The sequence below is a fragment of the Polaromonas sp. CG_9.5 genome, from assembly GCF_035984465.1.
Classification (GTDB): Bacteria; Pseudomonadota; Gammaproteobacteria; order Burkholderiales; family Burkholderiaceae_C; genus Polaromonas.
Genome location: NZ_JAXCHR010000006.1, coordinates 143,523 through 156,551 on the forward strand (window position 1 = coordinate 143,523; position 13,029 = coordinate 156,551).

The window sequence follows — 13,029 nt, forward strand, 5'->3', positions numbered from 1 at the left end:
AGCGCGTACAAAGTTCATAGCTGAACATGATAAATATCTATAAACTTGCTAAGCCTTATGAAATATGATTCATGAACGCAATGGTAGATTAGTCATGCATTCCCTCAAGGTTCCTGCATATAACTTCGCACTTTCATACAAGATCTATGGCGCCTATTCTCATTGGACACAATAAGCTGTGCAGACAAAATCCGACACGATCGAATAAAATTGAAAGATAATTTTCTTGCAAAGCGGATTCAACATTTACAATTGCCTAGGCAATATATCAACTCTCCATAAGGAATAGCCCTTCATGTCAACGTCCAATGAGCTTCAGCAACAAATCAACGAATTCGAAGCCAAGTTAACAGAGCTACGTAGACAGCAGGATGCTGAGCGCAAGGGTGAACGCACGCAAGCCATTGCCGCCGCCAAAGAATTAATCAAGAATCATGACTTGAGCGCTTCGGATTTGGGTTTTTCAGGCAAGGGTTCTGCCAAACGCGTGACCGGCGACAAACGCAATGTGGTTGCGCCAAAATACCAAGACCCCGTCAGCGGAAAGACTTGGACAGGTCGCGGTAAATCGCCCGCCTGGTTAAGCGCCGAACTGGCTGCAGGTCGCGAAAAGCAGGAGTTTTTGATCCAGCACTAAAACCCGCCCGCAACGCCGGGCTGATTAAAGCAGGATTCAGCTCAAAAATGAATCCCACGCATCATTTGTTGCATGGCAAGTGCTTCAGGCGACAGTTTTGTCTTATCGCCTTTTTCACCTTTGGCGGCAGACGAATCTGGAAACATGCGAAAACTGGTATTCATGGCGATCTGGGCCATTTTTGGCACCAGCGCATGCATGACCTGTCCGGCAATACCCAGTCGGGTAGCGATTCTCACGGGTTTGAAAATGCAGGCCTGTGCGATCAGTTCAGCAGCCTCTTCCGGAGCCAGGGTCGGTACGTTGTTGTATAGATTGGTGGGCGCAATCATTGGGGTGCGCACCAACGGCATATTAATGGTGGTAAAGCTGATGCCCACATCGGCAAACTCGCTGGATGCGCAACGCGTCCATGCATCAAGCGCCGCCTTGCTGGCCACATAGGCTGAAAAGCGCGGTGCGTTGGTCAGCACACCAATCGAGCTGATATTCACCACATGGCCCTCGCGCTTGGCTGCCATGCCCGGCAGCAGCCCCATGGTGACGCGCAGGCTGCCAAAATAATTGAGCTGCATGGTGCGCTCGAAATCATGAAACCGGTCATAACTGGCCTCGACCGCACGGCGAATCGAACGGCCCGCATTATTGATCAGGAAATCGACCCCGCCATGCGCAGTAATCAAGTCGGCAATGAAACAGTCGCAATCTGCCATGTCGGCAATATCGACTGCATAGGCATTAAATTCGTAGCCCTTGGCGCTGGCTTCCTTGCACGCCTCATCAAGTTTGCCTTGGTCACGTCCGCAAATAAGGACGTTGGCGCCCGCCTCGGCAAACTTGTGCGCTGTGGCCAGTCCTATACCGGACGAGCCCCCCGTGATCAGCACCACCTTGCCGCCGACCGTGCCGCGCAATGAACGGTTGATAAACAGATCGGGGTCCAGATGACGCTCCCAATAATCCCACAAGCGCCAGGCATAGTCATTCAGATTGGGGCACGTAATGCCGCTGCCCTTGAGCGCGGCCAGTGTTTCGCGGCAATCAAAGCGGGTGGGGTAATTCACAAAGGTCAGCAGACCTTCCGGCACGCCCAGATCCGTCATGATGGCATCGCGGATGCGGCGCACCGGCGCCAGCGCCATCAGTCCTTTTTTAACGGCCTTTGGAATAAAGCCAAGCAGCGCTGCATTGATAAACAGATTCATCCGGGGTGCGTGTGCCGCCTTGCTCAGAATATCGAGCACATCGCCCACGCGGTAACCCACCGGGTCTACCAGATGGAAACATTTGCCGCTGGCGTGCTCATGATGGCTGATGTAGTCCAGTGAATTAACCACGAAATCAACCGGCACGATATTGATCCGGCCTCCCTCCAGTCCCACCATCGGCATCCATGAAGGCAGTAATTTGCGAATACGCTGAATCAGTTTGAAAAAATAATAAGGCCCGTCGATTTTGTCCATCTCGCCGGTCATGCTGTCGCCCACCACCATAGCCGGGCGAAACACCGTCCAAGGCAGTTTGCATTCATCGCGAACAATCTTTTCGCTCTCGTGTTTGGTTCTGAAATACGGATGGTCGTAGTTTTCAGCCTCTTTAAACATGTCTTCGCGGAACACGCCTTCATACAGTCCGGCCGCCGCGATTGAGCTGACATGGTGGAAATGTCCGGCATCAATCGCCTTGGCAAATTCCACTGTGTTGCGGGTGCCGTCGATATTGACGGCAATCTGGCTTTCCTCGTCGGCCTCCAGGTCATAGACCGCCGCCAAGTGGTAAAAACCGGAAATCTCACCCTTGAGCTTTTTAATGTCTTCTGCGCTGACACCGAGTTTTTTGCGGGTCAGGTTGCCATGCACGGCAATTGCCCGGGCCGCGCTCACCCCCCAGTAGTCACGCAGCGCCGCAACCTTGCCAGCGCTTTCCTTGCGGATCAGGAAATAAACTTTTGCACCCTTTCGTTCCAGCAGCTTTTTGACCAGGCGTTTGCCGATGAAGCCTGTGGCTCCGGTGACGAAATAAGGCATTGAACTTTTCCCTTTTGACTTGGCAAGTAAAACGACTATTTTGCGCAAGCTGTGCCATTTCAGGCTTTAGCGAAAACCCGCGAACAGGGGCAAATTCCATGTCGAGATTGATGCAGCACAAGGCACCCAGACAGTCGCCATGATTATCGAGAACCGGGCCCAGGTGAATCGGCCATCGGCAGCACGGAAAAAGCCTGTTTTCTGTGTGCATAGAGCGCTGCTCCTACACCTCTAGGAAGCGGCCCCTAAACGACATCAAGGGAAAGGCTTATATTTTCTGGCATGTACGGCATGGTGCTTGTACAACTTTCAATATCCGACAGGAGTACCCCATGGTCAAAAAACTGAACAAAATGAGTGACGCTAAAAAATCGAGCCCGCAATTATCAAGCGCGGTCAAGGACTCTGCCCAGCAAATCTGGCTGGCCGGTCTGGGGGCGTTTTCCAAGGCTCAGGAAGAAGGCAGCAAGGTGTTTGACGCGCTGGTCAAGGAAGGTATGTCAATCCAGCGCAAGACGCAGTCCGTGGCAGAAGAAAAAATCACGGAAGCCACCAGCCGCATGAGCGACATGGCCAGCGACATCCAGTCCAAGGCCGGTAATCGCTGGGACAAGCTGGAAAATATTTTTGAAGAGCGCGTGGCCAAAGCCCTGAGCAAACTTGGCGTGCCCTCCGCTAGGCAAGTCAATGCGCTGGCGGTACGTGTCGATCATCTCGACAAGGCCATGATGAAAATGCACAGCCCTGCTGCGGCGACCCAATCGGGCACAAAAACCACCGCAAAATCTGCCGCCAAGCCCGCAGCAAAACCTGCAGCCAAAGCGGCCACTACGCCGAAAACGCCGACCACCGCCAAAGTTGCCGTCAAACGCGCACCCCGCCCAGCGGTCAAGCGTGCAGCCAAAAAAGCCACCCCTGCCGCCGCCGACACCAGCACAGCCACGGCGTCCAGCGCAGCAGAATAATTCAAGGCAACCGCGAATCACGGCCCGCGCCTGATTTCACTCATAAAAAAAGGGACTTGATGTCCCTTTTTTATTGCCTGTCACTGAATAATCGGTGTTGTCTGGCAAGCATCGCTGAGATTTGCCTTGTCCTGGCAGCCGCGTCACTGGGTTAGAGTCATAAAAATAACGCTGGAGACAATCAATATGGCGAAAAAAGCGCCCCGCCGCACCGCAGAGCGCATTCTGGAAGTCACGCTGGAACTGTTCAACCGCTTTGGCGAACCCAATGTGTCAACCACCTTGATTTCCGCCGAACTCGGCATCAGCCCCGGCAATCTTTACTACCACTATCCGGCCAAAGACGAGCTGATCAATTCGCTGTTTGACCGCTATGAGCGCGCGCTGAGCGAATTGCTCAATGCCAGCGACGGCGTACGCAATGTGGAAGACGCCTGGTTTTTCATGCACACGCTGTTTGAACTGATCTGGCAGTACCGCTTCCTGTACCGCGACCTGAACGATTTGCTGAGCAAAAACCGGCGCCTGGAAACCCATTTCCAGTGGGTGCTCAAGAACAAGACGCGCGCTGTCAAAACCTTGCTTGACGGCATGAGCCGCTCTGGCGCCATGGCGATTGACTCGCGCGAAGTCGAGGCCACGGCCACCAGCATGGTCGTGCTGCTGACCTACTGGTTGAGTTTTGAGTATGTGCGTGACCCGCGCAATGCACTGGAGCCGGAGAATGCGCAATCGGCGCTGATGCGCGGCGGGCAGCATGTGCTGGGCCTGTTGATACCCTACCTTGAGGTAGACCAGAGAAGCCATTTGCAGGCATTGGTCACGGCCTACAGCACGCCGGTAAACTCGCCTCCTTGAGCCGCAACCGCGCGACAAAGACTTAAAAATATCAATAAAGAGAGACAAAAATGGCCCAATGGACTTCCTTCCCCCACGCTGGCGACTATGCGTTTGATGCCGCCAGTCTGAAAAAAAACTGGCCGCGCCTGCACCAGGGCGACTGCGAACCGCTGCCCAAAGCCGCCGCCGTGCTGCAGGCCTGGGTGTTGTTTCATAACGGCGCGTTTCAGCAGGCCGCACAAGCCGGGCTGAAGGCCGGCGGCGATGGCATCACGGTGGCTAACAAAGCCACCGCCATTTATGCCAATTACCTTGAAAGCAAGGAAAAAACCAAACTCGATTTGTTCATGCAGGTGGCGCAGCAGGCCGAAGCACAGCAGGCGGCAGAGCCCAACAATGCCAATGCCTGGTACTGGCAGGCTTATGCGCTCGGGCGCTACGGCCAGGGCATCAGCGTGTCCAAAGCGCTGGCGCAGGGCCTCGGCGGCAAGGTCAAGGGGGCCCTGGAGCAGACCATCAAACTCGCGCCCAAGCATGCCGATGCGCATATTGCGCTGGGCGCTTTTCATGCCGAGGTGATTGACAAGGTGGGCTCGCTGATTGGCAGCATGACGTATGGCGTCAAAAAAGACACCAGCCTGGCGCTTTTCAAGGAAGCGCTGACGCTGAACCCCGGCTCGGCCATTGGCATGACCGAATATGCCAACGGCATGGTCATGCTGGAAGGCGACAAACGCATGAAGGAAGCCACGCGGCTTTACGAGCAGGCCGCCGCCTGCGAGCCGCTGGACGCGATGGAGCGGCTGGACGTGGAAATGGCGCGGGTGGAACTGCAGGACTGATTTTTAGGCTGCCCGCTTTACGGCCAACCCGATGATCCAGCCCGCGCGCAGCAAAGTGCGCGGGCTTTTTTTATTCTGGATGGCGCGGGTGCCACGCACCCAGCCCGGCATGAATGCGAAGCTGGCTTTAAAACCTTCAAACTACTATTAATTTGATAGCTGTCAGCGCACATCCCTGTTGCGAAAGCGGCCAATATGGCGTTTATTTTGATGAAAACCGATGCCGCAGAGCCGGCTCAGGGGACATCAATGCCAAGCCAGCGCCTTTGACAACGCCTCTTAACGTGGGCAGCGCACCTGGCCGCAATAGCGCTCGCAAAACGGACAGCCGGTCATCGGCAACCAGGTCGGTATGTTGTAGAAGTGCCTGAACGCCACGCCCAGCACGCCTTCGCGGTAGGCCGGGTAGTTGAATGCGGTGCCTTCCACCACGTAAAACGGCACGCCGTCCTGCATGAAATCCTGCACGGTGACGTTCTGGAAATACGGCTGAAATTCTTCCAGCGCGGGTTTGTCCGGCGTGATGATGCGGATGGTTTTGCCTTGGTACAGCGAAAAGTCAACCAGCATGTCGTCTTGTCGTGCATGGAACTTGCCGACGCCAAACACCGGCATGTACTGGCGGCGTTCAAACCCGTAAATCGAGGCGGCGGTGTAGGAATCGCCCATCAGCACGGTGCCCGGCGCATTCGCCTGCCGCAGGATGTCGGCGGTCTTGATGCTGCGCACGATTTGCGGATAGATTTTGGCGTTGCGCCAGGTGTCCAGCGTGGTCATGTACAGCCCGGCCACGACCAGCACATGCAGCCCGGCAAACACGGCCAGGCCCTTGGCGCAGGTCTTGAGCTTGTCGGCCGGCAGGGCAAACGCCAGGAACGCAAAACCAAAGGGATAAAACGACAGCACCCAGTGCAGGCCAATGACTTTCTTGGCCGACAGCAGCGTAAAAAACAGCAAGGGCACCACCACCAAACAGGCCAGCAGGCGCTGCGAACGTGCCGTGACCACCAGCGCCTTGCGGTGTTTGAGCGCCAGCCACAGTGCCGCCGGCGTGATCAGGTAAGCCATCATGACGAAGTAAAGCAGCGGCTTGCGCCATTCAAACGTCGCGTCTTCGTTGCGGTTGTAGACGTTGAACATGATGTTCGACCAGCCATGCGACATGTTGTAGGCAATGTTGATGGCCGGGCCGGGCAAGGCGCAAACCACCAGCAGCGCCAGGCCCGCCAGCCGCTCGCGCCGGTAAAAAACGAAATACACAAGGTAAGTCAGGCCCAGCACCACCGAGAAATATTTCGACAGAAAGGCACAGCCCAAAAACACGCCCGACACCGCATACAGCCCGTAAGCTGCGCGGTCAAGCTGCGGCCGGCGTTCGGCCCGCATGAGGGCGGCCACCGACAGCATCGACCAGAAAATCAGCGGCGTGTCGGTGGTGATGATGGCGTAGACCCAGTTCAGCGGCGCCAGCCAGAAAAACAGCACGGCCCAGGCCGCGCGCACCCGATCCACCGGCTTGAGCGCCCACCACAGCGCAGCCCCCAGCCCCAGCGGCAGCAGCACCGCCGGCAGGCGAATCGCCCAGATGCTGTCGCCCAAGGTGGCCCGCACCAGGGCAATCAGCCAGCCGACCATCGGTGGATGGTCCGAGTAACCCCAGTCCGGATAAACGCCCCACCAGTAAAAAAACGCCTCGTCGCCGGAAATCGGGAAGCTCACGGCAATCCACAGCCGCAGCAGCAAGGACGCCAGCCCGACGCCCAGCAGCCAGCGGCTCAGCGTGTCAGGAAAGTCTTGCGGGGAAGGTAAAACGGCGTGATTCTGGGACATGGGTAAAAGCAGGTGATCAAGGCAGGCAAGCTGCGAAAGCCGTCAACAGGGCGTGGTGCGGAGTCACAGGGGCCGGCGTAAAAAGCAGCGTAAAGGCGCTAGCGCAAGCGGATGTCCCGGGCAATGGCCGCACTATAAAGCAAGGCCAGCAAGCCCAGCGCCACGGCCAGCCACAGCGTCAGCAGCCGTGTCAGCACAGTAATGGCCAGGGCGTTACCGGCCACGGTGCCATGCGCCACCAGCAAGCCGGTCAAAACCACTTCGGTTCCGCCCAGACCCGCCGGCAAGGCCGATAAAGCCCCCGCTACCATGGCCACCGCATAAAAGCCGGTCGCGGTCAAGACACCGGGCGATGCGCCCAGCGCGCGGCAAATCAGCCAGACGGCGATGCCCTGCGCCGCCCAGGCGGCCAGCGTCAGTGCAAACCAGCGCCACGGACGCACACGCAAACACGCCCAGGCATCCTGCAGCCAACCCAGACGCCGACGCAAGGCAAGGCGAAACCTGAACGCCAGGCCCAACACAATCCCTGCTGCAATCAGTCCAGCGGCCAACCCCACCATCAGCCAGAGCGGCGCTTTTTGCAACAACCCCTGCGTCCACGCCCAACCCGCCACGGGCAAGCACAGCAGCAGCAGGCACAGCAGATCGGCCAGCCGCTCAGCTCCAAAAATCACCAGGCTTTGCCGCGCGCCCAAAGGCTGGTGCGCCAGCATCAGTCCCCTGACCGCTTCGCCAACATTGCCGGGCGTGGGCGTGAAGGCATAGCCTGCCAAGTACAGGCGCAAACCTTGCCACAGCCCAAAATGCCTTCCATGCTGGACCATCCAGAAACGCCAGCGCAAACCGCGCAAGCCATAGTTCAGCAAGCACAAGCTGGCGGCCTGCACGCCGGACGCCCAACCCAGCTGCGCCAGCGAAGTGCGCGGGCTGTCACCCCAGATCAGCAGCGCCGCCGCGTACGCCGTGGCCACCAGCCCCAGCACAACGAGCAACTGCCGAACCGGCAGACGAACCCGCGCAGGGCCGTCTTTGGGCGTGGGGCGCTCGCCTGTCAAAACCGGCTGCTTAAAAAGATCAGCAGCCAGAGTGCGCCTGCGCCCAGCAGCCAGACATCGCGCAGCAGGTCGCGCGCCACGTCATCGCCCCGGCCGCAATGCACCTGGTAGGTGTAGCGCAGCAGACCAAAAACAACCACCGGCACGGTGTAAAGCAGGCGCTGGCCGTGCTGCAACTGCGCCTCGGCGCTGGTGGCAAACAGGCTGTAAGTGGTCAGCGTGGCGGTCATGGTGGTGGCGATGAAGGTGTCAATCAGATCCTTCGGGTAATGCGCCATGACGGCCCGGCGGGTGGATTCCTCCTGAAAACTCTCGGCCTTGCGTTTGCAAAACCCGAGGAAAAGCGTTAAAAAAATCCCGGTCAGCAGCAGCCAGCGCGAGGGCGCGATACCGACCGCCACCGTGCCTGCCAGTAGCCGGAGCATGAAACCCGTGGCAATGATGGACACATCCACCACCGGCACATGCTTGAGCCGCCACGAATACGCGACGTTCAGCGCCACATACATCGCCAGCAGCACCAGCAGCGTGCGGTTGCTGGCCGCCAGGAACAAGCTGGCCGCCACCAACCCGGCCGCCAGACAAAGTGCTTGAAAAGACGACACGGCCCCACTGGCCAGCGGCCGGTTGCGCTTGACGGGATGCAGGGCGTCGCTGGCGCGGTCATGCCAGTCGTTGAGGATGTAGACCAGACTGGAGGCGCAGCAAAATGCGGCAAAAGCAAGCACCACCCGGCAGTCGAGCGAGGTGTTTTCCCAGCTTTGGCTGAACACCAGGCCGGCAAAAACAAACACGTTTTTCACCCACTGGTGCGGCCGCATGAGGCGAAATAGCGCCGACAAAAGGGAAGGAGATGAAAGCATCAGTGAAAGGACAGCCACATTCGGTTTGAAATCGGCCTTCAAGCATAACTGACGGGTTTTTCCGCGCTGCCAGGCGTTTGGCCACCCTGCGAAACCGGCTGCGCAGCGTCAGGCGGGTTGGCAGGGCGGCCGCATAGACCGCAGCGGGCTGACGTTCAGACGCCCAGGCGCCCAGGCGCTCAGAAGCTCAGGTGCGAACGCGTCCGTCGCCGGTCAGCATCGACAGCTCGACAAAGCTGGACGCCACGTGATCGTTCGATGACAAAGACACCGAAAAACCGCCAAGTGACTGGCTGCCTATGCCCTCCAGACCGACCATCAATGACTCGCGCGTCGGGTTGGCGCCGGCCCGCTTGAGTCCCTCAGCGAACAGCCGGGCCGCCACATAGCCTTCCATGCTGGAAAAGTTGACCTGCACTTCCTTGTTGTTGGCCGCAGCCACCGCGCTGGCAAACTCACGCGCAATGGCGCGCGACGCGTTGTAAGGAGACGGCATGACCTGCGACACCACCACGCCCGCGCCGTCTTTGCCAAGCTCGTCGGCCAGCGCCTGCGTGCCGACAAACGAGACGTTGTAAAACGTGCCGCCATACCCTGCTTTGCGCGCTTGACGGATGAAAGCGGCGCAGGCTTTGTAGGCGCCAATCTGCACCACCGCATCAGGGCTGGCTGCCATCAGCGTCTTGACGGCAGGTGCGACATCGACCGAATTGCGCTCTACCGTGGCCAGGGCGACGGGTTTCAGGCTCTGAAGGCCCAGCGCTAGATTGACACCGTCCAGACCGGCCTTGCCGTAAGCATCGTTCTGGTAGAAAACAGCTATTTTTTTCAGACCCAGATTCAGCAACTGTTTGACGATCAGGGCGGTTTCGTCGTTGTACGACGCCCGCACATGGAAGGCATATTTGTTGAACGGATCGCGCAGCGCCATGGCGCCTGAAAATGGCGCAATGAAGGGGATTTTCGCCTTGGTCGCCAGTGGCAGCGCCGCAATGCTGGTCGGCGTTCCGATGTAGCCAAACAGCGCGAACACATTGTCAGCAATCAGCTTTTGAGTGTTCTCAACGCAGCGGGCCGGCTCGTAGCCGTCATCGAGTTTGCGGATTTCAATTTGCTGACGGCTGATGCCACCTTGCGCATTGATGCCGTCAAAATAAAGCTTGGCGCCTTGGTGAAACTGAATGCCCAGTTGCGCGGCAGGCCCGCTAAAGGCCGCCGACTGCCCCAAAATTATTTTGCCCTCGGACTGTGCTCGAACTGACGGGAAACCTGCCAGCAAAGCAGCACCGGAACTGATGGAAAATTTTCTACGCGTAAGCGTCATGGCAGCATTTCAAAGTTTGTTAATAATCGATATTTAATGTAATCAAAATAAGCTTGGCAAAACTTTGATGTGGAAAGCTTTTTGGGCCATGCGCATCGCCGTATTCACACCCCGGCGGCAGGCTTGAAACGGGCGCAGCGCCCAGCGCCACGCCAAACCGCCCATGACGCTCGCATGAACCGCCCCGCCTTCGCACCGTTCAAAAAAGCCCGGCCCGACACGCAGACAGCGGCCTGAGAAAGAGGTTTTATCGTGATTTTTGCGGGATTAAAAACCATGCTGGCCGCCAGCCTGGCCGCCGTCTGCTTGTCGGGCTGTGCCGACCTGGGTTACTACTGGCAGTCGGTCAGCGGCCACCTGACGCTGCTCAACGCAGCCCGCCCGGTCAACGACTGGCTGGGCGATACGCACACCCCGGCGACGCTCAAAACCCGGCTGGTGCTGGCGCAGCGCATCCGCAGCTTTGCCGTGACCGAACTCAAGCTGCCCGAGAACGCGAGCTATCACCGCTATGCCGATCTGCACCGCAGCGCCGTGGTCTGGAACGTGGTGGCCGCGCCCGAATACTCGCTCACGCTCAAGACCTGGTGTTTTCCGGTCGCTGGCTGCGTCGGCTACCGGGGTTATTTCAACGAATCACAGGCCAAGGCCGAGGCGCAGCAACTCAAGGGCGAAGGCTTTGAGGTGTATGTCCACGGCGTGCCGGCTTATTCCACGCTGGGCTGGATGAACTGGGCCGGCGGCGACCCGCTGCTGAGCACCTTCATCGGCTACCCCGAAGGCGAGCTGGCACGGCTGGTGTTCCATGAACTTGCGCACCAGGTGGCTTATGCGCCGGGCGACACGGTGTTCAACGAATCGTTTGCCACGGCGGTTGAGCGGCTGGGTGTGCAGCGCTGGCTGGACGGCCAAAGCAATGCGGCCGCGCGCCAGGCCTATGCCAGCTTTGACGGACGTCGCCAGCAGTTCCGGGCGCTGACACTCGCCACGCGCCGGGAACTGGACGGCATTTATGAGCCAAATACGCCTCTGGCGCAAGGTACACGGGCGCAAGCAGCTCTTAAAACAATAGCAATGCAGCAGTTTCGTGATCAGTATGCGCAGCTCAAGGCGCAATGGGGCGGCTACGCGGGCTACGACCCGTGGGTGGCGCGGGCCAACAATGCTTCGTTTGGCGCGCAGGCGGCCTACGACGATCTGGTGCCGGGCTTCGAGGCGCTGTTCGCGCACGAAGGCCGCGACTGGCGGCGGTTTTATGATGCAGTCCAGCGGCTGGCCGGCTTGCCAAAAAACGAGCGGCACAGCATCCTGAACAGCAACACACTGGAGATTCCGAATGGCTGACATTCACATTGAGCGGGAACATGCCCTGGGCCTGCCCGAGGCACGCAAAATCGCCTTCAAATGGGCCGAGCGGGCTGAAAAAGAGTTCGACATGGAATGCACCTACGAAGAAGGAACGACCAGCGACCTGCTCAGCTTCAGCCGTTCCGGCGTTCAGGGCACCTTGAATGTGACGGCCAACCGCTTTGAGCTTTCGGCGCAGCTGGGTTTTCTGGCGGGCATGTTCAAGGAAAAAATCGAAGCCGAGATTGCCAAGAACCTGGACACGCTGATCGACAAAAAGACTGCAGCCACGCAGCTGGCGGCCAAAAAATCAGCCGCCAAAAAGAACCTCGCCTGAATGCTTCAAGCGTAATTGCGTGAGCTACAACCTCGCCCGCTTTGACCTGGTGTCGATTCGCCTGGCGGTGGCTTGCGCGCAGACCGGCAGCCTGACGGCGGCGGCGCGGGCGTCGCACCTGGCCCTGGCCGCCGCCAGCCGGCGCCTCCGAGAACTGGAAAATGCCCTGGGCGAACCGCTGTTCGAGCGCCATGCGCGCGGCCTGCTGCCCACGGCGGCAGGCCGCATCTTTGTGCGGCACGGGTTGAGCCTGCTGCAAACCATGGAGCAACTCGGCGCTGAACTGGCCGATTTGCAGCAAGGCATTGCGCGCCATATCCGGCTGTGCTGCAGCACGGCGGCCATCAACCAGTTTCTGCCGCCGCTGCTGGCCCATTACGCCCGGCTGCAACCGCAGGTACGGGTGGATCTGGAAGAGCAGGTGTCGGAAGCCGTGGTGGTCGCCCTGCGCGAAAGCCGTGCCGATCTGGGCATTTTTGTCGAAGGCCCTGACACCACCGGGCTGGAGACCCAGGTCTTTCGTCATGACGAGCTGGTGCTGGTGCTGCCCGCCGGGCACCGGCTGGCGGGCTCCAAAACACCGCTGGCTTTTGTCGATGCGCTCGATGAAGAATGGATCAGCCTCACGTCTGGCGCGGCCATGCTGCAAAAGCAACAACAGACCGCACTGGCCGCCAACCGTCCGCTCAGGCTGCGCATGCAGGTGCGCAGCTTTGATGCGGTTTGCCACATGGTCGCCTCCAGCCTGGGCATTGCCATCTTGCCCAAAGTGGCCGCCCAACCCATCATGCGGGCCATGAAACTGCGCAGCCGTCCACTGGCCGACAGCTGGGCGCAACGCCGCCTGCTGGTGGCCCGGCCTTCAGGCCAGCCGGATGCTGGCATCGCCGCACTCATCAAGTTTCTGGTTGATCCTTCGCAAAATGCGAAGGCCAAAGCCTCCAAGCAGTAATGGACGC

12 protein-coding genes are annotated in these 13,029 nt (G+C 58.8%); 7 read left to right on the plus strand and 5 right to left on the minus strand.

What is annotated here, in order from left to right; translation table 11 throughout:
- Nucleotides 1-295 precede the first annotated feature (295 nt).
- Nucleotides 296-637, plus strand: a complete 342-nt coding sequence (locus RCH06_RS06765) for an H-NS histone family protein (protein ID WP_327080671.1) — start codon at nucleotides 296-298, stop codon at nucleotides 635-637.
- A gap of 41 nt (nucleotides 638-678) precedes the next feature.
- On the opposite strand, the gene RCH06_RS06770 is transcribed toward RCH06_RS06765, so the two are convergent.
- A complete protein-coding gene (locus RCH06_RS06770; RefSeq protein WP_327080672.1) occupies nucleotides 679-2,664 on the minus strand; it encodes an SDR family oxidoreductase in 1,986 nt (661 codons plus the stop codon).
- Nucleotides 2,665-2,996: 332 nt separating this feature from the next.
- On the opposite strand from RCH06_RS06770, the gene RCH06_RS06775 reads away from it, so the two are divergent.
- The 3 genes from RCH06_RS06775 to RCH06_RS06785 all read left to right on the plus strand — a co-directional run bounded on the left by RCH06_RS06775 (nucleotide 2,997) and on the right by RCH06_RS06785 (nucleotide 5,311).
- The gene (locus RCH06_RS06775) at nucleotides 2,997-3,629 is read left to right on the plus strand and encodes a phasin family protein (RefSeq protein ID WP_327080673.1); all 633 of its coding nucleotides are present in this window, start codon (nucleotides 2,997-2,999) and stop codon (nucleotides 3,627-3,629) included.
- Nucleotides 3,630-3,815: 186 nt separating this feature from the next.
- Nucleotides 3,816-4,487 (plus strand): TetR/AcrR family transcriptional regulator, encoded by a 672-nt coding sequence (locus RCH06_RS06780; protein ID WP_327080674.1) that lies wholly within the window; start codon nucleotides 3,816-3,818, stop codon nucleotides 4,485-4,487.
- Nucleotides 4,488-4,537: 50 nt separating this feature from the next.
- On the plus strand, nucleotides 4,538-5,311 hold the full coding sequence (locus RCH06_RS06785) for a hypothetical protein (RefSeq protein WP_327080675.1): 774 nt from the start codon (nucleotides 4,538-4,540) through the stop codon (nucleotides 5,309-5,311).
- A gap of 279 nt (nucleotides 5,312-5,590) precedes the next feature.
- Here the strand turns inward: RCH06_RS06785 and RCH06_RS06790 are convergent, their stop codons facing one another.
- The 4 genes from RCH06_RS06790 to RCH06_RS06805 form a co-directional block, all read right to left on the minus strand.
- Entirely contained in the window at nucleotides 5,591-7,141 is a 1,551-nt protein-coding gene (locus tag RCH06_RS06790) for an ArnT family glycosyltransferase (RefSeq protein WP_327080676.1), read from the minus strand.
- 98 nt (nucleotides 7,142-7,239) lie between these two features.
- On the minus strand, nucleotides 7,240-8,199 hold the full coding sequence (locus tag RCH06_RS06795) for a lysylphosphatidylglycerol synthase transmembrane domain-containing protein (protein WP_327080677.1): 960 nt from the start codon (nucleotides 8,197-8,199) through the stop codon (nucleotides 7,240-7,242).
- The gene (locus RCH06_RS06800; RefSeq protein WP_327080678.1) at nucleotides 8,196-9,062 is read right to left on the minus strand and encodes a decaprenyl-phosphate phosphoribosyltransferase; all 867 of its coding nucleotides are present in this window, start codon (nucleotides 9,060-9,062) and stop codon (nucleotides 8,196-8,198) included. Before RCH06_RS06800 ends, RCH06_RS06795 begins: the two co-directional genes overlap by 4 nt.
- Before the next feature lie 187 nt (nucleotides 9,063-9,249).
- Nucleotides 9,250-10,386, minus strand: a complete 1,137-nt coding sequence (locus tag RCH06_RS06805; RefSeq protein WP_327080679.1) for an ABC transporter substrate-binding protein — start codon at nucleotides 10,384-10,386, stop codon at nucleotides 9,250-9,252.
- Between the two features lie 276 nt (nucleotides 10,387-10,662).
- Here RCH06_RS06805 and RCH06_RS06810 point away from each other — a divergent pair, with 276 nt between their 5' ends.
- Genes RCH06_RS06810 through RCH06_RS06820 form a run of 3 tightly spaced genes read left to right on the plus strand, consistent with a single transcriptional unit; the run spans nucleotide 10,663 to nucleotide 13,022 of the window.
- Nucleotides 10,663-11,730: an aminopeptidase gene (locus RCH06_RS06810; protein ID WP_327080750.1), complete on the plus strand. Its 1,068-nt coding sequence runs from the start codon at nucleotides 10,663-10,665 to the stop codon at nucleotides 11,728-11,730.
- On the plus strand, nucleotides 11,723-12,070 hold the full coding sequence (locus RCH06_RS06815) for a polyhydroxyalkanoic acid system family protein (protein ID WP_327080680.1): 348 nt from the start codon (nucleotides 11,723-11,725) through the stop codon (nucleotides 12,068-12,070). Before RCH06_RS06810 ends, RCH06_RS06815 begins: the two co-directional genes overlap by 8 nt.
- Before the next feature lie 19 nt (nucleotides 12,071-12,089).
- Complete coding sequence (locus RCH06_RS06820) at nucleotides 12,090-13,022, plus strand: LysR substrate-binding domain-containing protein (protein WP_327080681.1); 933 nt, start codon at nucleotides 12,090-12,092, stop codon at nucleotides 13,020-13,022.
- The last annotated feature ends 7 nt before the right edge of the window (nucleotides 13,023-13,029 follow it).

Bases quoted from the DNA above. Each gene is read 5' to 3' on its own strand.
- RCH06_RS06765 (WP_327080671.1), top strand. From the start codon at position 296: ATGTCAACGTCCAATGAGCTTCAGCAACAAATCAACGAATTCGAAGCC.
- RCH06_RS06770 (WP_327080672.1), bottom strand. From the start codon at position 2,664: ATGCCTTATTTCGTCACCGGAGCCACAGGCTTCATCGGCAAACGCCTG.
- RCH06_RS06775 (WP_327080673.1), top strand. From the start codon at position 2,997: ATGGTCAAAAAACTGAACAAAATGAGTGACGCTAAAAAATCGAGCCCG.
- RCH06_RS06780 (WP_327080674.1), top strand. From the start codon at position 3,816: ATGGCGAAAAAAGCGCCCCGCCGCACCGCAGAGCGCATTCTGGAAGTC.
- RCH06_RS06785 (WP_327080675.1), top strand. From the start codon at position 4,538: ATGGCCCAATGGACTTCCTTCCCCCACGCTGGCGACTATGCGTTTGAT.
- RCH06_RS06790 (WP_327080676.1), bottom strand. From the start codon at position 7,141: ATGTCCCAGAATCACGCCGTTTTACCTTCCCCGCAAGACTTTCCTGAC.
- RCH06_RS06800 (WP_327080678.1), bottom strand. From the start codon at position 9,062: ATGCTTTCATCTCCTTCCCTTTTGTCGGCGCTATTTCGCCTCATGCGG.
- RCH06_RS06805 (WP_327080679.1), bottom strand. From the start codon at position 10,386: ATGACGCTTACGCGTAGAAAATTTTCCATCAGTTCCGGTGCTGCTTTG.
- RCH06_RS06810 (WP_327080750.1), top strand. From the start codon at position 10,663: ATGCTGGCCGCCAGCCTGGCCGCCGTCTGCTTGTCGGGCTGTGCCGAC.
- RCH06_RS06815 (WP_327080680.1), top strand. From the start codon at position 11,723: ATGGCTGACATTCACATTGAGCGGGAACATGCCCTGGGCCTGCCCGAG.